The sequence below is a fragment of the Prosthecobacter sp. SYSU 5D2 genome, from assembly GCF_039655865.1.
GTDB lineage: Bacteria > Verrucomicrobiota > Verrucomicrobiia > Verrucomicrobiales > Verrucomicrobiaceae > Prosthecobacter.
Genome location: NZ_JBBYXL010000002.1, coordinates 1 through 18,792 on the forward strand (window position 1 = coordinate 1; position 18,792 = coordinate 18,792).

12 protein-coding genes are annotated in these 18,792 nt (G+C 61.5%); 11 read left to right on the forward strand and 1 reads right to left on the reverse strand.

Annotated features, from left to right (window positions below; translation table 11 throughout):
* Positions 1 to 558: transposase (locus WJU23_RS02755; RefSeq protein ID WP_346331003.1), on the reverse strand; the 558-nt coding region annotated here is incomplete at its 3' end.
* 122 nt (positions 559 to 680) lie between these two features.
* Here WJU23_RS02755 and WJU23_RS02760 point away from each other — a divergent pair.
* The 11 genes from WJU23_RS02760 to WJU23_RS02810 all read left to right on the forward strand — a co-directional run bounded on the left by WJU23_RS02760 (position 681) and on the right by WJU23_RS02810 (position 18,753).
* Positions 681 to 2,204: an MFS transporter gene (locus WJU23_RS02760; protein WP_346331004.1), complete on the forward strand. Its 1,524-nt coding sequence runs from the start codon at positions 681 to 683 to the stop codon at positions 2,202 to 2,204.
* 163 nt (positions 2,205 to 2,367) lie between these two features.
* On the forward strand, positions 2,368 to 3,951 hold the full coding sequence (locus tag WJU23_RS02765) for an MFS transporter (RefSeq protein ID WP_346331005.1): 1,584 nt from the start codon (positions 2,368 to 2,370) through the stop codon (positions 3,949 to 3,951).
* 165 nt (positions 3,952 to 4,116) lie between these two features.
* Positions 4,117 to 4,344, forward strand: coding sequence for a zinc ribbon domain-containing protein (locus WJU23_RS02770; RefSeq protein WP_346331006.1), 228 nt, complete (start codon positions 4,117 to 4,119; stop codon positions 4,342 to 4,344).
* 96 nt (positions 4,345 to 4,440) lie between these two features.
* Positions 4,441 to 6,162, forward strand: a complete 1,722-nt coding sequence (locus WJU23_RS02775) for a DUF4886 domain-containing protein (RefSeq protein WP_346331007.1) — start codon at positions 4,441 to 4,443, stop codon at positions 6,160 to 6,162.
* Positions 6,159 to 7,034 (forward strand): DMT family transporter, encoded by an 876-nt coding sequence (locus WJU23_RS02780; RefSeq protein WP_346331008.1) that lies wholly within the window; start codon positions 6,159 to 6,161, stop codon positions 7,032 to 7,034. The genes WJU23_RS02775 and WJU23_RS02780 overlap by 4 nt, the downstream gene beginning before the upstream one ends.
* A gap of 247 nt (positions 7,035 to 7,281) precedes the next feature.
* Positions 7,282 to 9,393 (forward strand): glycogen debranching protein GlgX, encoded by a 2,112-nt coding sequence (gene glgX, locus WJU23_RS02785; protein ID WP_346331009.1) that lies wholly within the window; start codon positions 7,282 to 7,284, stop codon positions 9,391 to 9,393.
* A gap of 282 nt (positions 9,394 to 9,675) precedes the next feature.
* Positions 9,676 to 10,689 carry a MoxR family ATPase gene (locus tag WJU23_RS02790; protein WP_346331010.1) on the forward strand — a complete coding sequence of 338 codons (1,014 nt, stop codon included), beginning with the start codon at positions 9,676 to 9,678 and terminating at the stop codon, positions 10,687 to 10,689.
* A gap of 53 nt (positions 10,690 to 10,742) precedes the next feature.
* Positions 10,743 to 11,114, forward strand: coding sequence for a hypothetical protein (locus WJU23_RS02795; protein WP_346331011.1), 372 nt, complete (start codon positions 10,743 to 10,745; stop codon positions 11,112 to 11,114).
* Between the two features lie 66 nt (positions 11,115 to 11,180).
* Complete coding sequence (locus tag WJU23_RS02800) at positions 11,181 to 12,080, forward strand: DUF58 domain-containing protein (RefSeq protein WP_346331012.1); 900 nt, start codon at positions 11,181 to 11,183, stop codon at positions 12,078 to 12,080.
* 209 nt (positions 12,081 to 12,289) lie between these two features.
* Positions 12,290 to 14,428 (forward strand): BatA domain-containing protein, encoded by a 2,139-nt coding sequence (locus WJU23_RS02805; RefSeq protein WP_346331013.1) that lies wholly within the window; start codon positions 12,290 to 12,292, stop codon positions 14,426 to 14,428.
* Positions 14,429 to 14,664: 236 nt separating this feature from the next.
* Positions 14,665 to 18,753 carry a hypothetical protein gene (locus tag WJU23_RS02810; RefSeq protein ID WP_346331014.1) on the forward strand — a complete coding sequence of 1,363 codons (4,089 nt, stop codon included), beginning with the start codon at positions 14,665 to 14,667 and terminating at the stop codon, positions 18,751 to 18,753.
* Positions 18,754 to 18,792 lie beyond the last annotated feature (39 nt).

The window sequence follows — 18,792 nt, forward strand, 5'->3', positions numbered from 1 at the left end:
TTTGTTGAACCAGCGGCTGTAGCGTTCTTTGACTTCTTTGACGTAGATGGACAGGTCGCAGAAGCGTTTTTTGATGGCGGCGAGCTTCTCCTGCGCGCGGTTTTCCAGGCCCTGGCGGCGGAGTTCGGCGAGGTCCTGCCGCAGCAGTCCGACGTAGGTTTTGCTGTAGAGGATGGCGAGGTGCTCCATGAGTTTTTCTTCGCCCTGCGGCCCGGAAAACCGCTCCAGCCAGAGGTCTTTTTTGGGGACTTCCACCAGCAGGTGGAAGTGGTTGCCCATGATGCAGTAGGTGGCGAGTTTGACGCCGCAGAAGTCTGCGAGCCGCCACATCAGCCGCTTGAGCGCCTCCTTTTCCACGTCATCGAAGAAGACCTCGCCACCGCAGGTGCGGGACATGACGTGGTAGCAATAGCTCTCATAAGGGCCTTTGCCGACGATCCGTTTGCGTCCGCCTGACCAGGAGCGCGCGGCAGGATAGGGAGCGGTCTTGGCATTCACGCCCACGAGCTGCGCCTCCAGCGCATCGCGTTGCGGATCAGTGGTTTGAGTGGCCTTCATGAGGCGATGCATAGCATCAAAGCCGTCGCAGTCAACAACTGTATGCCTGGCATACAGTAAAATGCGGAAAGTCTTGCCCTTGGCTGGCGTTTCGCCTGTAATCAAACTCGATTCTCCCGATCATGACTTCCGATTCTGCTGCTGCATCTTCCTCCCCTGCCACCCAGCCCGACATGAAACTGTTCTGGGCCTGTTTCATCGCCCTCGTCGCCACGTCGTTTGTGTTCGGGGTGCGCTCAACCTTGATCGGGGAGATCGCGAAGGACTTTCAGCTCTCGCAGGGGGATGTGGGGCGTATTTTGGGTGTGGGGCTGTGGCCGTTTGCGCTTAGCATCATTGTTTTCAGCCTCATCATTGACCGCATCGGGTACAAAGTGGCGTCGCTGTTTGCCATCGTCTGCCATTTCCTGGCCATCGGCCTCACACTCATGGCCAGGCCGGATAACGACCTCTTATATTGGGGAACCTTCACCGTGGCGCTGGCCAATGGGACGGTGGAAGCGCTCATCAATCCGGTGGTGGCGACGCTGTTCAGTAAAAACAAGGCCAAGTGGCTGAACATCCTTCATGCGGGCTGGCCGGCTGGAATTGCCCTGGGCAGCATTTTCACCATGCTGTTGGGGGGCATGGAGGTGAGCTGGCAGGTGAAATTTGGCATGTGCCTCATCCCTGTGGTCATTTACACCCTGCTCATCCTGCCGCGAAAATTCCCTGTCAATGAGCGTGTGGCCGCCGGTGTCAGCTACCGGGATATGTTGGGCGAGTTTGGGGCCTTTGGCTTTTTCATGTTCACCGTCCTCCTGGTCATGGCCATCTACCAGGCCATGGGCACTTCGGCAAACTGGGCCGTGGTTTTTGGTGCCGCCGCCGTGGTGGCCCTGGCGGCAGGGGGCTATACCCGCTCCCTGGGGCGGCCCATGTTCATCGTCATCCTCATCACCATGCCTTTCCTGGCCACGACCGAGCTCGGCACGGATACCTGGATGCCCGACCTGCTGAGCCTGGAGCTGGGCAAGGCCGCCGCGTGGATCCTGGTCTATACCTCCGTCATCATGACCATCCTGCGCAGCTTCGCCGGGCCGATTGTACATCGCCTGTCCCCCATTGGTCTGCTGGTCGTCAGTGCCGGGGTCGCCATCGCCGGTCTGCTGCTCATGCAGGGGGCCACTGGCTGGAGCATCGTCGCCGTGGCCACCTTGTATGCCTTTGGCAAGACCTTCCTCTGGTCCACCACCCTCGGTCTGGTGTCCGAGCAGTTTCCACGTGGCGGTGCCCTATCCCTCAATGGCGTCTCCGCCATTGGCGTTCTAGGCATGGGGGTCATCGGGGCCCCGCTCATGGGCATCTGGCAGGATACGGACATTGACAAAGCCCTGCGAGACAAGCATCCGGCCATCCATCAGCAGGTGAAGGGCAACGACATGGCCAATCTTATCGGCTCCGCCCCCTCGGTAAACGCCCAGGCGGTGGAAAATCTGCCCGAGGCGGACCGGAAAACCGTCACCACGATCCAGAACGAATTCAAGAAAAAGACCTTTGCCCGCACGGCCATTCTGCCGGGCTTCATGCTGGTCTGCTACCTCGGCCTTTTCCTGTATTTCCGCAGCCGGGGCGGATACAAGCCGGTCGAAATTGGCGCGCATTGATACGATTATGCGCACTTTTTTCCTTGTGAGCCGCCTTCTGCCCTCATAAAACAAGCCCGCCTCTGCCAGGACTGGGTAGTTCCCGACGTTCAGGCATTCCCGGTTCCCCTCATTCCATCATCAGTTCAAGCAACCGCAACAACCCAACCTACCCGAAAAACACATGTCAGCAAAATCAGAAGGCATCGCACCCAACGCCAGCCGGCTCCTCTGGGCCGGATTCATGGCCATCCTCGCCGCCGGCGTCGGCTTCGCCATTCGTGGCGGCATCTTTGACAACTGGGGCAAGGAGTTCGGCTTCACAGGCGCTCAGCTCGGGGCCATCGGCGGTGCCGGATTCAGCGGCTTCTGCTTCGGCATCATCCTGGGTGGGGTGATCGTGGATAAAATTGGTTACGGCAAGCTCGTTGCCCTGGCCCTTCTCTGCCACGTCGTTTCCGCTTTTGTGACCTTTGGTGCCAGCACACCTGAGAATGCTTACAGCTTCCTGTTTTGGGGAATGTTCATCTTTGCGTATGCCAATGGTACCTTGGAAGCCGTTGCCAACCCCTTGGTGGCCACTCTTTATCCTACCAAGCGCACGCATTACCTGAACATCCTTCATGCCTCCTGGCCTGCCGGGATGGTGCTGGGTTCTGTCGCTGGCTGGGTGCTGGATGACAAAATGCAGCTTCACTGGAAAATGCAGCTCGCCCTCTATTTGGTGCCGACCGCGCTGTATGCCATCATGTTCCTGGGCCAGAAGTTCCCGAAATCCGAGGCTGCTGAAAAAGGTGCCAGTTTCGTTCAGATGTTCAAGCCTGTGGGCATTCTTGGAGCCGTCGTTGCCTGCTATTTGCTTTCCCTGTTCTTTGGTGACATCGCCAAGGCCTTCGCTCCTGACAATGCTAAAGCCATTGGTTATGGCGTCGGCGGGGTGCTGCTCATCGTCAGCGCCATCATCACCAAGTTCTCCATTGGTTCCATCCTGCTGTTCATCCTGTTTGTGACCCATGCTCTCGTCGGTGCGGTGGAGCTCGGCACAGACGGCTGGATCCAGAACATAACCGGTAACCTGTTCACTTCTGAGCAGGGCAAATATCTCTTCATCTGGACTTCCGCCATCATGTTTGGCCTGCGCTTCTGCGCTCACTGGATCGAAACCAAGCTGAAGCTCTCCCCCATTGGCCTGCTTCTCGCCTGCTCAGTCATCGCTTGCGTCGGCCTGAATCTGGCCAGCAGCATGCAGACTTTTGGGATGGCCTTGGTGGCCCTGGGCATCTATGCCGTGGGCAAGACCTTCTTCTGGCCCACCATGCTGGCCGTCGTGGGTGACCGTTATCCGCAGACGGGTGCAGTGGCCATGTCCATCATGGGCGGCATCGGCATGCTCTCCGCCGGTTTGATTGGTGGCCCGGGTCTCGGCTACGGCAAGGACCGCTTCGCAGGGGAAGCCCTTCAGAAGGCTGATTCTGCCATCTATGCCGAATACAAAGCGGAGACGCCAAGTACCTTCTTGAATCTGGCCTCCACCCAGGCCTATGGTTTGGACGGCAAGAAGCTGGCCGAAGCCAAAGAAGCCAAAGAAAAAACCCCGGCCCAGCAACTGGTCGTGGACGCCGACCAGCAAGGCGACCGCGCCACGTTGAAGGCCGATGCGTACATCCCGCTCACCATGGCGGTGATCTACCTGCTCCTGATGATTTATTTCAAAGCCATCGGCGGATATAAAGTCGTCCGCATGGACGAGCAGTCCGCATCGGCGTAAGCCATCAACAGCTCCAGTTAAATCCCAGCGGCGTCCCTTCACCGGGACGCCGTTTTTCGTTCTGCCATTGGCGCAAAGGACTCATGCCCTCCTCTTGACGAAGCGCCCACGACGCCCATCATGCTGAATACTGGAAACTGAAAACCGAATACTGTACCCCTCCCCATGCCCACCTACGTTTACGAAACCATCCCCCAGTTTGAAGGCGATCTGCCCAAGCGCTTCGAGATCCGCCAGAGCATGAAGGACAATGCGCTGACCCAGCATCCGGACAGTGGCCAGCCGGTGCGGCGTGTGCCCATTGGCGGCACCGGTGTCATGGGTGGTGCCAGCAGCTCCGGCAGCTCCTCATCCAGCGGCGGTTCCTGCGGCACCGGTTGCGGGTGCCATTGACATGTGGCTATCTGCACAAGCAGGTGAGGTGCGGGGTCTGGCGCATCGGCCTTCCTTGATTTTACAGCGATTCTCCCGAGGTTCTCTCATTCAACTATGAGAGCTCTTTTCACCACCCTCACGCTCCTCCTGCTGGCACAGGCAGGTGCGCTCGCCGCCGACTCTAAAACGGTCCGCATCCTGACCATCGGCAACAGTTTCTCGCGGAATGCGACCAACCACCTGGATGATCTGGCCGAGGCAGGTGGGCACACGCTCATTCACACGCCCATCGTCGTCGGCGGGGCCTCATTGGAACTGCATTCGGAAAAGGCCATTGCCCATGCCAAAGATCCCAAGGACAAGGCCGGGCTGTATGCCAATGGCCGCAGCCTGGTGCAGGAGCTGAAGGCGGAAAAGTGGGACTATGTGACCATTCAGCAGGCCAGCATCAAGAGCCATGACCTGGCCACGTATCAGCCCCATGCAGGCCAGCTTTGGGAGATCATCCAAAAGAATGCGCCATCCGCGAAGCTGCTCGTCCACCAGACCTGGGCCTATCGAAAAGACGATCCACGCTTCACCCAGCCTAACAAAGAGGTTAACGGGCCAAAGACACAGGCCGAGATGTATCAACGTCTCAGTGCTGCGTATGCGGCCATCGCCAAGGAACTCGGTGCCCGCCGCCTGCCGGTGGGGGATGCCCTGTACCTGGCGGATACGGATGCCAAATGGGGTTACCAACCGGACACGGCCTTTGATTTCAAAAAGGCTGTGTATCCCGAGCTGCCTAACCAAAAGCATTCCCTGCATACCGGCTGGCTCTGGCGTGCCCCCAAGAACAACCCCAAGGGCAAAAAGACCCTCGGTATGGACGGCCATCATGCCAACATCGCCGGGGAATACCTGGGGGCCTGCGTGTGGTATGAAGTGCTGTTTGATGAAAGCGCTGTGGGCAACCACTACATCCCCAAAGACATGGACGCAGACTACGCGCGCTTCCTTCAGGAGACGGCTCATCGGGCGGTGACCCAAGCCGCTGGCGAGGCTCCCAAGAAAACCGCCGCCACCACCGTCATGAAGATGAAAGGCCTCGTGGCCTTTTGGGATTTCCAGGAAGCCGCAGGCCAGCCACGGGTGGACAAGGGCAGGGGAGCCTACGCATTGCAGGAGATGAAAGGCCCCATCCTGCGGGCTGATGGCGGCGTCTTCGGCCCAGGTGCGGCGGACATCAAGCGCGGTCAGTGGCTCATGATCCCGCGTGCGCAGATCGGCGCTCTGGACATCCATGGCAAGGGGGCCGAAGTGACCGTCGTGGCCTGGGTCAAGCGCCAGGGTAAGGACTCCTGGCAGGCCATCGCCGGGGTGTGGGATGAGACCCGCAAGAAGCGCCAGTATTGTCTCTTCCTGAACGCCCCACGAGGAACGAAGGCCGATGAGATGAAGCGTTACCCCTTGGCCAACCGCATTCACGGCCACGTTTCCGCCATCGGCGGCCCCACGCCTGGCGAGGACTTTTGCATCACCTACTCTAGCGGGGCTACGGAGATTCCTTTGAAAAAATGGGTTTGCCTGGTCATGCAGTATAATGGCCGTGAATCCCGCGTGTATGTGGATGGAAAGCTGGATGCGCTGGAGCAGTACAATCCCTTCCCCTATCCGGACGGTTTGTACGATGGCGGCAAGGACGGCGCGGATTTCACCGTCGGGGCCGTGCATCGCGGTGGCACTTGGGGAAATTTCTTCGCCGGCCATCTCGGTGGACTGGCGGTGTATGACCGCGCCCTGACCGATGACGAGCTCAAAAAGCTGGCCGGGCTGACTCCAAAAGCTGAATGAAGCCCACCTCCCGAGTTCCTCGCTGGGCCGCCATCATTCCCTGGCTGTTCGTCCTGCTGTGGAGCAGCGGTTTCATCGGGTCGAAGCTGGGCGTGCCCTATGCGGAGCCGTTCACCTTTCTCACGCTGCGTTACATCATCGTGTTGGTGGTGCTGGTCCCCATCGCCCTGCTGACTCGGGCTCCCTGGCCTCAGGGGCGGGCGCAGCTGGCGCACCTCACCTTTGCCGGGCTGCTCATCCATGCTCTGTATCTCAGCGGTTGTGTGTACGCCTTGCGGTTAGGCCTGCCGGCCGGAATCGTCAGCCTCATTGTCTCATTGCAACCCCTGCTGACCGCCGCCTTTGCGGGCATGATGTTGGGAGAGCGTGTCCTGCCCCGGCAGTGGGGCGGCCTGGCGCTGGGGTTCATCGGCACCGTGCTCGTCGTCGCGCACAAGACCGGCAGCGGCCTCACTTTCATCTCCACCGTTCCCGCCCTGCTTGCCCTTGTCGGTATCACTGCCGGCACCCTCTGGCAGAAGCGTCACTGCCCTGCCTTTGACCTGCGCACCAGCACCGTGGTGCAGTACGCCGCCAGCCTCGTCGTTACCGCCTTCCTGGCCCTTCTTACCGAGCCGCTGGAGGTGCAGTGGACCGGTCAGTTTGTCTTCGCCCTGCTATGGGTGGCCCTGGTGCTTTCCATCGGGGCCATCAGCCTGTTAAACCACCTGATTCGCAGCGGCACCGCTGTGAATGTGGCCAGCCTCTTTTACACCGTCCCCGCCGTCACCGCCCTCATGGCCTGGGCCATCTTTGGCGAGACACTGACAGGGCTGTCGCTGATCGGCATGGTGGTGGCGGTTTTGGGCGTCTGGCTGGCGCGGGGAAGGTGATGCAGGCTTTTTTTGCCGCAGGGTGCATTCCCCCTTGTTTTGTCCTCATAAGGCAGCCTTACCTATGATTGGCACTCTTCATTTTGGCCTGGTTTTCAACCTCCTCAATCCTTCCCAGGTCCAAAGCCCACGCCCGGCACGATCTTCACTTTGAATCTCCATGCCAGCCTCATCAGCCAAAAGGAAAACCCCCATTCCAGAAATACCTCATGCAGCGGCCCGCGCCTTGCTCCATGAAACGATAACCATGCCTCCCGACCCGGCCCATCCCGCGCCAAACCGTCCCGGTGTCGCCCTCAATTCCGAGGGTGCGCATTTCACCGTCTTTTCCCGTCACGCCACCCATCTGGATCTCTGCCTGTATGATCCGGCGGATCCCACCACCGAGACCGCCCGCATCCGCATGTGGCGGGGCGAGCGCGACCTCTGGCACACCTTTGTCCCCGGCATCAAGTCCGGCCAGCTTTACGGCTATCGCGCCCACGGCCCGTGGACCCCGGAGCACGCCAACCGCTTCAATCCCCAAAAGCTCCTTTTGGATCCCTATGCCCTCGCCATTGTCGGCGATCCCGCAGGCAATACCGCCATGCTGGGCAATGGCGGCCCGGATGAACTTCCAGGAGCCCACGACAACGGTCGCGAAGCCCTCAAATGCGCCGTGGTGGACACTGCCTTTGACTGGCAGGGCGATGACCTCCCGCGCATCCCTTGGCAGCAGACCGTGCTCTACGAGCTGCACGTCAAAGGATTCACCCAAAAGCATCCCCACGTCCCCAAAAAACTACGTGGCACCTATGCCGGCCTCGCCCAGCCCGCCGTCATCGAATATCTCAAGGACCTCGGCATCACTAGCGTCCAGCTCCTGCCTGTGCACCAGCACCTGGATGACCAGTTTCTCATTGACAAAGGGCTGACCAATTACTGGGGCTACAACACCATCGGCTTCTTTGCCCCGCACAATGAATACGGCTCTACCCCGGATCCCGCCGCCCAGGTGCGTGAGTTTAAGGAGATGGTGAAAGCCTTCCATGCTGCCGGCTTGGAGGTCATTCTGGATGTCGTTTATAACCACACTGCCGAAGGCGACGAACGCGGCCCCACCCTCATGTTTCGCGGGCTGGATGACCGCCTGTATTACCGTCACGCGTTTGAAGAAACCGGTGCCAGTTACCTTAACATCACCGGCTGCGGCAATGCCGTGGATTCCTCCACCCCCGCGGCCCTTCGTCTCATCCTGGACAGCCTCCGCTACTGGGTCACCGAGATGCATGTGGACGGCTTCCGCTTTGACCTTGCCGTCACCGTCGCCCGCGACCAGCACGATAACTTCGACATCAATTCCCAGTTCCTGGCCGCCGTCGCCCAGGACCCCGTGCTTTCCCAGGTGAAGCTCATCGCCGAGCCCTGGGACATCTTCCGCATGGACAGCTACCAGGTCGGCGGGTTCCCTGAGCCCTGGCGTGAGCTGAACGGCAAATATCGCGATGCTGTGCGCAAATTCTGGGCTGGCGATGAAGGCTCCACCGCTGAGTTTGCCAAGCGCTTTTGTGGCAGCCAGGACGTTTTTGGCTGGAACCAGCGCCCCGCCCTGAGCACCGTCAACTTCCTCACCAGCCACGACGGTTTCACCCTGCTGGACCTCGTCAGCTACGCCAGCAAGCATAACGAAGCCAATGGCGAGGACAACCGCGACGGCGACAACGCCAACCACAGCGTCAGTTGCGGCGTCGAAGGCCCCACCAAGGACCCTCGGGTGAACAATCTCCGGGCCCGCCTCCGCCGCAGCCTCATGGCCACCCTTCTGACCTCCATCGGCGTTCCTTTCATCAATGCGGGGGATGAGCGCGGCCGTACCCAAAAGGGCAACAACAACGCCTACTGCCAGGACAATGACCTGAGCTGGATGGACTGGGCCCATTGCGATGAAGAAATGCTCGACTTCACCCGCCGCATTATAGCCCTGCGAAAAGAGCTGCCCAGCCTGCGCCGCACCCGCTATTTCGATGGCGTGATCAATCCCACCAGCAACCTGGCTGACGTCACCTGGCTGGAAGGCGATGCCACCCTCCTCTGCCATGAAGAATGGCACGACCCCCGCCGCGCCTTCTTCGGAGCTCTCATGGATGGCACCCCGCCCCTTCTTCTGCTCTTCAATCGCGGCGACCGCCCCCAAAACTTCCTTATGCCCGGCAGCCCCGAGACCATCTGGGGCCTCGTCTTTGATACCAGCCTCTCTCCCGGTTTTCTGGAGCCCGGCTCCCGCCTCATCGAAGGCAGCGTCCCCTTCCAGATCAAAGCCAGCTCCATGGCCTGCCTGCGCCTCACCGAAGGCCCCGCCCTCGTCAACCCCGCCTGCTGAGTCTGAACGGAGTGCGGACGCCCCCGTCCGCAAACCAAAACAAAGCCCCCTGGCGTCACGACGCCCTGGAGAGGAGCGCGGACACTCCTGTCTGCAACGTTAGGCCAGACGATCCCGCACTTCCTCTCCCGCAACCTCGGAGCCCTCTCACGCGGAGCGCGGACGCCCCGGTCTGCCTCCCTCCTCCCGCTCTCAGGCCCCCGCCTGCCTCCGCCAAATCCATTTTCCCGCAAACCCCGCGATAGCTTGGCATGACTGAGGCTGTTTGATAGAACAGCGCTTATGTCTGATCTCACCGACTCCCCTCCTGCCGTCGCCGCCCTCACAGAAAAGGAAGTCATCGAGACCCTCGCCGGGGCCCGCGAGAAGATCATTGCCGAGGTCGGCAAAGTCATCGTCGGCCAGACCCAGGTCATTGATGAGATGCTCATCGCCCTCCTCTCCGGCGGGCACTGCCTCATCACCGGTGCCCCAGGTCTCGCGAAGACACTTTTGGTTAAGACCGTCGCCGATGTCTTCGACCTCAGCTTTCACCGCATCCAGTTCACCCCGGACCTGATGCCCTCGGACATCACCGGTACCGAGATCCTGGAAGACTCCCCCACGGGCCGCAAGCTCGTCTTCAAGCCCGGCCCCGTCTTCGCCAACATGATCCTCGCCGACGAGATCAACCGCACCCCGCCCAAGACCCAAGCCTCCCTGCTTGAGGCCATGCAGGAGCACCAGGTTACCGTCGCCGGCAACACCCTCCACCTGCCCGAGCCCTTTTTTGTCCTCGCCACCCAAAACCCCATCGAGATGGAAGGTACCTACCCCCTTCCCGAGGCCCAGCTCGACCGCTTCATGCTCAACATCGTCATTGATTACCTCAGCGAGGATGATGAAGTGTCCGTCGTCACCCGGACCACCGGCGGCAAGCCCGAGCCCGTCCAGCGCCTCTTCCACGGCCCCCAGCTCCAGGCCTTCCACGGCGTCGTCAAAAAAGTCCCCATTGCCGAGGACGTCGCCCGCTTCGCCGTGAAGCTCTCCGCCGCCTCCCGTCCCGGCCGCCCCGGCGTCCCGGATTTCGTCAATGAATGGGTCTCCTGGGGTGCCGGCACCCGCGCCTCGCAATGCCTCGTGTTAGGCGGAAAAACCCGCGCCCTCCTCCACGGCCGCGCCCACGTCACCCTTGAAGACATCCGCGCCATGGCCCACCCAGTCCTCCGCCACCGCATCCTCATTAACTACCGAGCGGAGGCGGAAGGGGTGACGGTAGGAAAGGTGATTGACCGGTTGTTGGAAACCCTGAAGTGAAAACGCCCCCGGCTGGCAAGTGCTCAGATACCTTAATAGAGAACATGAAAACCATGCTCCTCCTTGTCATCTCCCTCTTTACCCTAGGCCTTGCCGCTGTCGAGCCTGTCCGTGAAGAAGGCCTTTCCGTTCACATGCTACCAGACCGCGTGGCCAAGCTGAGCGGCAAGCACGGTGGTTTCACCGTAGATCGCAGCAAACCTGCTTTAAAGACAGCCGACGAGGTCATTACTCACTTGGAAGGCCTGCCAAAAAAGACGCAGGCCAACGGCATTTGGGTCGTCACCACCCATCCCACTTCGTATTCCGAAGAAGAGACCCAAAAGCTCGAATCCCTGGCCAGTCTTGGTTCTGCCAAAGGCATCCCTGTCTTCACCTGTCGCGCCTCAGGCCTTCCCGCCGGCTGGCAACGCATATCAAAATAACAGCAAAATCTTTCTCCCCACTCCGCCCTCCCCCTCAGGATTCGTCATTCGGAATTAATCCCCCCCATGCCCTCCCACCTCGATACCGCCGCCCTCGCCCGCATCCGCTCCCTGGAGTTGCGGGCCAAGGTCATCGTCGAGGGCCTTTGGAAAGGCATGCACCGCAGTCCCTACCACGGCTTCTCTGTCGAGTTCAGCGAATACCGCGCTTATGTCCAGGGGGACGATCCCCGCTCCATTGACTGGAAAGTACTGGCCCGCAGCGACCGCACCTTCATCAAAAAATTCGAGGACGAGACCAACCTTCGCTGCCAGCTCGTCGTGGACCACAGCCGCTCCATGCAGTTCGGCTCCGGTCCCATGACCAAGGCGGAATACGCCGCCACGCTCGCCGCTACGATGGCCCTTTTCCTCATGCAGCAGGGGGATGCTGTCGGCGTCACCACCTTTGGCCAGACCCTGCAGGAGCACATCCCCGCCCGCAACCGCCCCGGCCACCTGCGCCGCCTCATGCTGGAGCTTGAAAAGCCCGCCCCACCCGGTGCCACCTCCCTGGACCTAAGTGTCAAACAGCTCTCCGACCTCGTCCGCAAGCGCGGCCTCATCTGCCTCGTCTCCGACCTCCTCGCCCCCGTGGACAAATTGGAAAAACAACTCGGCTGGTTAGGCGCGATGGGCCACGACGTCGTCCTCTTTCACGTCATGGACCGCGCCGAAATTGACTTCACCTTCGAAAAGTCTGCCCACTTCCGCGATGCCGAAACCGGCACCGAGCGCTTTATTGATCCCGCCACCGCCCGCGACACCTACCTCAACCGCCTCACCGTCCACCGCGACTTCATCCGCCGCGCCTGCGAGCGCCAGGGCATCGAATACCACTGGACCCCCACCGACACCCCCCTCGAGTCCGTCCTCTTCGACTTCCTCTCCGCCCGCGCCCGCAAAAAAGGAGGCCCCCGCCGATGATCACCGGGTAGGGACGCGCTGCGCCGCGTCCGACTTGTCCTCAATAGAGATCCTCCAGTCCACACCACTCTCGTCCTCCCTCAAAACCTCCCCCAAAATCCCGTCAATCCTGTCATCTTGTTAATCCCGTAAAAACATCCCCTCCCCACCCCAGCCTCCCACTTCGCCCACCTCCCTTTCGTCATTCTGAATTCGTCATTCGTCATTAAATGACCTGGCTCTTCCCTCTCTACCTCCTCGGAGCCGCCGCCATCATCGGCCCCATCCTCATGCACCTGCGCCGCCGCCCGCCGCAGGACCGTGTCGAATTCAGCTCCCTCATGTTCCTGGACGCGCAGACCCCCATGCCCGTCAGCAAGCGCCGCCTGGAGCACTGGCTCCTCCTGCTTCTCCGCTGCCTCGCCCTCATCCTCCTCGCCCTCATGTTCTCCCGCCCCCTCTGGCGGGGGGAGGAAACCGCCGCCGTGGGGCAAAATCACGCCACCCTCATCCTTGTGGACCGCAGCGCCTCCATGCAGCGCGGCGATCTATGGCCACGCGCCCAGACCGAAGCCGCCCGCCTGCTCGCCGCCTCCACCCCCACCGACCGCATCGCGCTCGCCACCTTTGACCGCGATTTCACCCCCCTCTGGACCTTTGCCGAGGACGCCGAATCCGCCAGCACCCGCACCGCCACGACCAGACAACGTCTGGAGCAAACCGCCCCCGGCTGGTCCTCCACCGACCTCGGTCTCGCCCTCGTCCAGGCCGTCTCCAGCTTCACCAGCCAGCCCGGCCTCGCAGGGCTCAAAAAGCGCATCATCATCCTCACCGATTTCCAGGAAGGCACCCGCCTGGATGCCCTCCGCAGTCAGGTCTGGCCGGAGACCATCGCCGTCACCCTCCACCGCCTGGATGCCCCGGATTCTGACAACCTCTCCCTCTCCCTCGCCGCCACCAGCCCGGAGGATAACCAGGAGGATGACAACGCCACCCCGCCTGACACAGCACTCCCCGCAGCCTCCGCCACTTCCACACCTCGCCGCCCCGTTACCCGCCTCCGCCTCGCCAATAGCCGCGATTCCAAAGCCGCCAATTTCACCCTGGCCTGGGAAAAAGGCGGTGCTGAGTCCCTCGCCGGATACCTTCCCCCCGGTGCCACCCGCATCCTCGCCGCCCCGCCCGTTGCGGATGAATCTCTCGCCCGCAGCCTCCTCCTCACCGGGGATGCGTGGGACTTTGACAATCGCGTCTTCATCACCCCCCCGCAGCCCCGTCCGGTCCGCATCCTCTTCATCGGGGATGAATCCACCCGCGACGAAGCCGCCTCCCCTCTCTTCTACCTCAGCCGTGCCCTGCAAAAGACCCCCACTCTCGTTCCCGAACTTTCCGTTAGTTCCGCCACCGCCCTCACCCCCACGGCCCTGGCGGAAACCGACATCGTCTTCACCTCCGGCACCCCGCTTCAGCCTCCGCAGGCCCAGGCCCTCCGCAGTTTCATGGAAGAAGGTGGCATGGTCGTTGCCGTCGTGGATGTCACTGCCACCCCGCCCGCCATCCTTAGCACCCTCACCTCCGCTCCCGCCACCTCCATCACCCTCGGCCAGCCCGCCCCCGCCCAGGATTACCTCATGCTGGCCGAAGTCGATACCGCCCACCCCCTGCTCCGCCCCTTTGCTGATGAGCGCCTGCGGGACTTCACCAAGCTCCGGTTTTGGAAACACCGCCCATTGGAACTCACCGAAGCCGCCGCTCCGTTCCTGAAAGTCATCGCCCGTTTTGATGATCGTACGCCCGCCATCCTCACCGCCTCGCCAGGGCAGGGAACCCTGATCCTGCTCACCAGCGGCTGGCACCCCGCCGACAGCCAGCTCGCCCTCTCCACCAAGTTCGTCCCCCTCCTCTACGGCTGGCTCGAAGCCGCCGGATTTCGCAACGAACAGACCGCTTCTTTGTTAGTAGGAGATGTCTTTCCAGCAGAAGCCGGAACCCAGATCATGAAACCCGATGGCCAGCCCCTTACTCTGCCGGATGGTCTCGCACCACGTGCCGAAGCGCCTGGGCTTTACACCCTCCAGTCCGAGCCCCCCCGCCTCATCGCCGTCAACCTCCCCCCAGAAGAAACCCGGGTCACCCCCTTAGAGCCTGACAAACTTCTCGAATTCGGCGTCCGCCTCGAATCCACCTCCGCCCTGGATCCTGCCTCCCCCACCGCCGCCGAAGACCGCGAGCGCCTGGCCACCACTGAGCAGGAAGGCCGCCAGCGCGCCTGGTTCTGGCTCCTCACCGCCATCCTCGCCATCCTCGCCCTCGAGACCTGGCTCTCTGGAAGAATCCGCCAATCCACCCCCCAGCCCACGTATTCATAAAGACATCTGCGTCGCGCCTTCTGAAGCCCAGATCTGAAAACCACTAATGCCCAGCAATAAGCACTAATATTTCAAACCTCAGCTACGCGGAGCGCCATGGAGTGCCGACGATCCGTCGGCATTCAAACTCCCTAAATCCTGCTAATCCTGTAAAAACCGCCCCGCCCGCCCCCTCTTCGCCCTGCAGTCTGACGCCTGAAAACGGAAGACTGAAAACTGTAAACTGAATCCCCGCCATGATCGAACAACAGATTCTCAAAGAAAAATTCCAGGCCGCTCACCGCGGCTGGCGGGGCGCGCACACCTCCTTCAGTTACTTCCTCATCTACGTCCTCGCTGCCGCCGCCTGCTTTCTCATTGGCTGGCAGGTTCGCGCCCTCCCGTGGATGTCCGGCACCGCCCCCTGGTGGCTCCTCCTTGTCCCTATCCCCATCGCCGCTGGCATCGCTTTCTTCATCACCCGGCGCATCCGTCAGCGCCGCTCCGTCGCCCGCGCCCTAGAGCGGGCCCACCCTGGCCTGGACGGCCTCCTGCTCACCGCCGAGGGCCTCCTGGACAAGCCGGACCTCAACATCCTTGAGCAGCGCGTCATCTCCGCCGCCACCGATCACGCCGCCAGCCACGACTGGACCTCCTCCCTCACGCGTTCCCGCGCCCGCCTCTTCCGCCGCCTCATGTTTTTCGGTCTTCTCCTGTGGGTGAATGCCTTCCTCTTCATGAACCACCGCTGGATTCAGGTCCACAATCAGCCTCAGCCTAACGAAATGGCTGACAATATCAAAGAAGCCGCCCCATCTCCTCTCGCCCCCAATCTCTCTGTCACCCTCACCCCCGGCGATACCGAGATCGAGCGCGGCTCCCGCCTCATCGTTGAGGCCACCTTCGCCCAGGACGTCCCCGCCGAGGCCACCCTCGTTGTTACCGAACCTGAGTCCGATGCCAATGGCCAGGTCACTGTCCGCGAGCGCATCCCCATGCGCCTGACCATTGATGGCCAGGTCTTCGGTGCCCTCATCGCCCGCGTGGACAAAGACGCCCGCTACCATGTCGAATTCGGCCCCGGCAAATCCCAGGAACACACCATCACCACCTTCGTCTATCCCGCGCTGGAGCGGGCCGATGTTGTCATCACCCCGCCTGAGTACACCGGCCTGCCGCCCAAAGAAATCAAGAACACCCTCAAGGTCACCGCCATGGAAGGCAGCGACCTCGCCTTCACCTTCAAGGTCAACAAACCCGTCAAGGACGCGGAGCTTTTTGGCGAGGACAAAACCATCCTCCCCCTCACGCCTTCCCCCACAGACCCCACTATCCTCACCGCCACGATGAAGGCGGAAAAATCCCAAAAATGGCGGCTCCACCTCGTGGATGACAAGGAACGCGCCAATAAAAATCCGCCCTGGCTCAGTGTCAGAGTCCAGGCCAACCAGCTTGCCAAAATCGAGATCGTCTTCCCCAAGCGTGACATCCAGGTCTCCTCCATCCAGGAGCTTCCGGTCGAAGCGAAAGTCTGGGACGATCTCGGCGTAACCAAAAGTGGCGTCAGCTTCAGCCTCGCCGGCCAGAGCAAGGAAGTCGTTTTTAAACACGGCACCACCCAGCCCGCCAAAAAGCAGGACGTGAAAGAGCTGCTCGCCCTCGAGCACGAAAGCGCTGAGCCACGCCAGCTCGTCAGTTACCATTTTTGGGCGGAGGATACCGGACCCCAGGGCGAAGTCCGCCGCGCCATGAGCGACATGTTTTTTGCTGACGTCCGCCACTTTGAAGACATCTTCCGCGAGTCCGAAGCCCCGCCGCCGCAGCCCGGCATGCCCGATAAAAAGACCGAGACCGACAAGCTCGTCGAGCTCCAAAAACAGATCGTCAATGCCACTTGGCGCCTCGTCCGGGAAACCGCTGCCGGCCGCGTCATGGAGGCCGCCGCCCCGGATGTGGAGGTCGTTCAGGAATCCCAGACTCTCGCCCTCGGTCAGACCAAGGAGGCGATGGAAGAGGTGGAAGACGCGGAGATCAAAACCGCCCTCACCGAGGCCTGGAAAAGCATGAAGGATGCCCTAGATCCCTTGGAGCAGGCAGCCTCGGAAAAGAAACGCACCCCGCTGAACCAGGCCCTTACCTTTGAGCAGAGCGCCCTCGAGTGGCTCCACCGCGCCCAGAGCCGCGAGCACCGCGTGATGCGGCAGAAGCAGCCCAGCCAGTCCAGCAGCGCCTCCCAGCAGGCCAAACAGAACCAGCTCATGAACCTCGAACTCAAGCAGGACGAGGAGCGCTACGAACAGGAAAAACAGGCCACCCCGGAGCAGACCGCCGAGCAGCAGGAAAACCTCCAGGTCCTCAATCGCCTCAAAGAACTCGCCCGCCGCCAGGAAGCCCTCGCCGAGAAGATGAAGGAGCTTCAAAAGCAGATCGAGAAAGCCAAAACCGAAGAGGAAAAGGAAGAACTCGCCAACCAGCTCAAGCGTCTTCAGGAAGAGCAGGAGCAGCTCCTCCGCGATGTGGATGATCTCAAGGAGCGCATGGAGTCCCCGGAAAACGCCACCAACATGGCCGAGGCCAAAGAACAGCTCGAGCAGACCCGCGAGCAGGTTATGGATGCGGCCGAAAAGCTCAAAGAACAGCAGCTTGCCGATGCCGCCAACGCTGCCACCCGCGCCCAGCGCGACCTCGAGCAGATGCAGGAGGACTTCAAACAAAAGACCGCCAAACGCTTCAGCGATGAAATGAAACAGGTCCGCCAGCAGGCCCGCGAAGTCGCCGAAAGCCAAAAGCTGATCAGCGAATCCCTGGAAAACCAAAAGACCACCGAGCCCAGCGCCGACACCAGCAGCGCCCTGGAAAAAATGCTCGATGGCAGCCAGGTCGCCCGCCAGATCGAGGAGCAGACCACCAAGGTCAATGACCTCCTCGAAAACATGCGCCGCATCAGCGAGCAGGCCGAAGGTAACAACCCTCTCCTTCATCGCCGCCTCTATGAGGCCGTCCGCGATGCCCAGACCAGCGGCCTCGAAGAAAACCTCGAAGAAGCGCGCCTCCAGTCCCGCTACGGCAACCGCGCCGATGCCCAGGACGCCGAGCGCAAAGCCACCACCTCCGTCGAGCAGCTCCAAAAGAACGTCGAAAAAGCCGCCGAAAGCGTCCTCGGCAGCGAGACCGAAGCCCTCCGCCTCGCCCGCAACGAACTCGACAAACTCATCGAAGATATCGAATCCGAGCAGACGCAATCTGGCCAAAGCTCAGAGAAGACCGCAGACGCCCTCGCCCGCAACGAAGAAGCCCAAGGCTACGAGAGGAGCGCGGACACTCCTGTCCGCAATGAAGTCCCCGGATCCACCCCTCAACCCACCGACTCCCAGCAAACCCAAGCCTCCACCGGCGAGTCCAATAAAGAAGGCCAACCCGGCGAACCCGCCGAAAAAGGTGAAGGTACAAAGCCCGGTGAAGGCCAAGGCCAGCAACCCGGCCAAATGGCCCAAAACGCAGAAGGTCAGCCCTCCTCCCAACCCGGTAAAGGGCAGCAGCCAGGCGAATCCGGCACCGAAGGCAAAGGGACAAAGCCAGGCCAAGGCCAGGGCCAGGGCCAGGGCCAGGGCCAGCAACCCGGCCAAATGGCCCAAAACGAAAAAGGTCAACCTTCCTCCCAATCCGGCGAAGGGCAGCAGCCAGGGGAATCTGGCACCGAAGGCAAAGGCACCAAACCAGGCCAAGGCAAAGGGCAAGGGCAGAGCCAGCAGCCAGGTCAAATGGCTCAGAACGAAGATGACCAACAACCTGGCCAATCCCCCGGCCAAGGCCAGCCCGGCGAGTCCCAATCCCCCGGCTCCAATTCCCCTTCCGGCGGCCCCTCCACCGCCAACCGCAATCCAGGTGGTCCCGGCGGTGACGACCGCCGCCGCTCCCTCCTTCCCAACGCTGGCGGTGGGGGCGGCGATGACCGCCGCAGCCCTGGCTCCTTCTTCTTCGATGAATCCGCCGAGCAACCCAACCCCAGCCCCCTCACCGGCGAAGGGTACGACCAATGGGCCGACCGCCTCCGCAACGTTGAAGAGCTCCTTAACCAACCCGAGCTGCGCAACGAAGCCGCCAAGGTCCTCGACAACGCCCGCGCCATGCGCATTGACCACCAGCGCAACAACCTGGCCCCACAGTCTGACCACCTCGCCATGCGCATCACCCAGCCCCTCGTCGAGCTCCGCAACCGCGTTGCCGAAGAACTGGCCAAGCGCGACACCAACAACCCCATGGTCCCTGTTGACCGCGACCCCGTCCCCCCCGCCTTCCGCGAACTCGTGAAACGCTACTACCAAGAACTCGGCAATGGCAACTAACCCGCCAGCCTGGAGCGCGCGCGTCTCGCGTGCAGAGTT

Bases quoted from the DNA above. Each gene is read 5' to 3' on its own strand.
- WJU23_RS02760 (WP_346331004.1), top strand. From the start codon at position 681: ATGACTTCCGATTCTGCTGCTGCATCTTCCTCCCCTGCCACCCAGCCC.
- WJU23_RS02765 (WP_346331005.1), top strand. From the start codon at position 2,368: ATGTCAGCAAAATCAGAAGGCATCGCACCCAACGCCAGCCGGCTCCTC.
- WJU23_RS02770 (WP_346331006.1), top strand. From the start codon at position 4,117: ATGCCCACCTACGTTTACGAAACCATCCCCCAGTTTGAAGGCGATCTG.
- WJU23_RS02775 (WP_346331007.1), top strand. From the start codon at position 4,441: ATGAGAGCTCTTTTCACCACCCTCACGCTCCTCCTGCTGGCACAGGCA.
- WJU23_RS02780 (WP_346331008.1), top strand. From the start codon at position 6,159: ATGAAGCCCACCTCCCGAGTTCCTCGCTGGGCCGCCATCATTCCCTGG.
- glgX (WP_346331009.1), top strand. From the start codon at position 7,282: ATGCCTCCCGACCCGGCCCATCCCGCGCCAAACCGTCCCGGTGTCGCC.
- WJU23_RS02790 (WP_346331010.1), top strand. From the start codon at position 9,676: ATGTCTGATCTCACCGACTCCCCTCCTGCCGTCGCCGCCCTCACAGAA.
- WJU23_RS02795 (WP_346331011.1), top strand. From the start codon at position 10,743: ATGCTCCTCCTTGTCATCTCCCTCTTTACCCTAGGCCTTGCCGCTGTC.
- WJU23_RS02800 (WP_346331012.1), top strand. From the start codon at position 11,181: ATGCCCTCCCACCTCGATACCGCCGCCCTCGCCCGCATCCGCTCCCTG.
- WJU23_RS02805 (WP_346331013.1), top strand. From the start codon at position 12,290: ATGACCTGGCTCTTCCCTCTCTACCTCCTCGGAGCCGCCGCCATCATC.
- WJU23_RS02810 (WP_346331014.1), top strand. From the start codon at position 14,665: ATGATCGAACAACAGATTCTCAAAGAAAAATTCCAGGCCGCTCACCGC.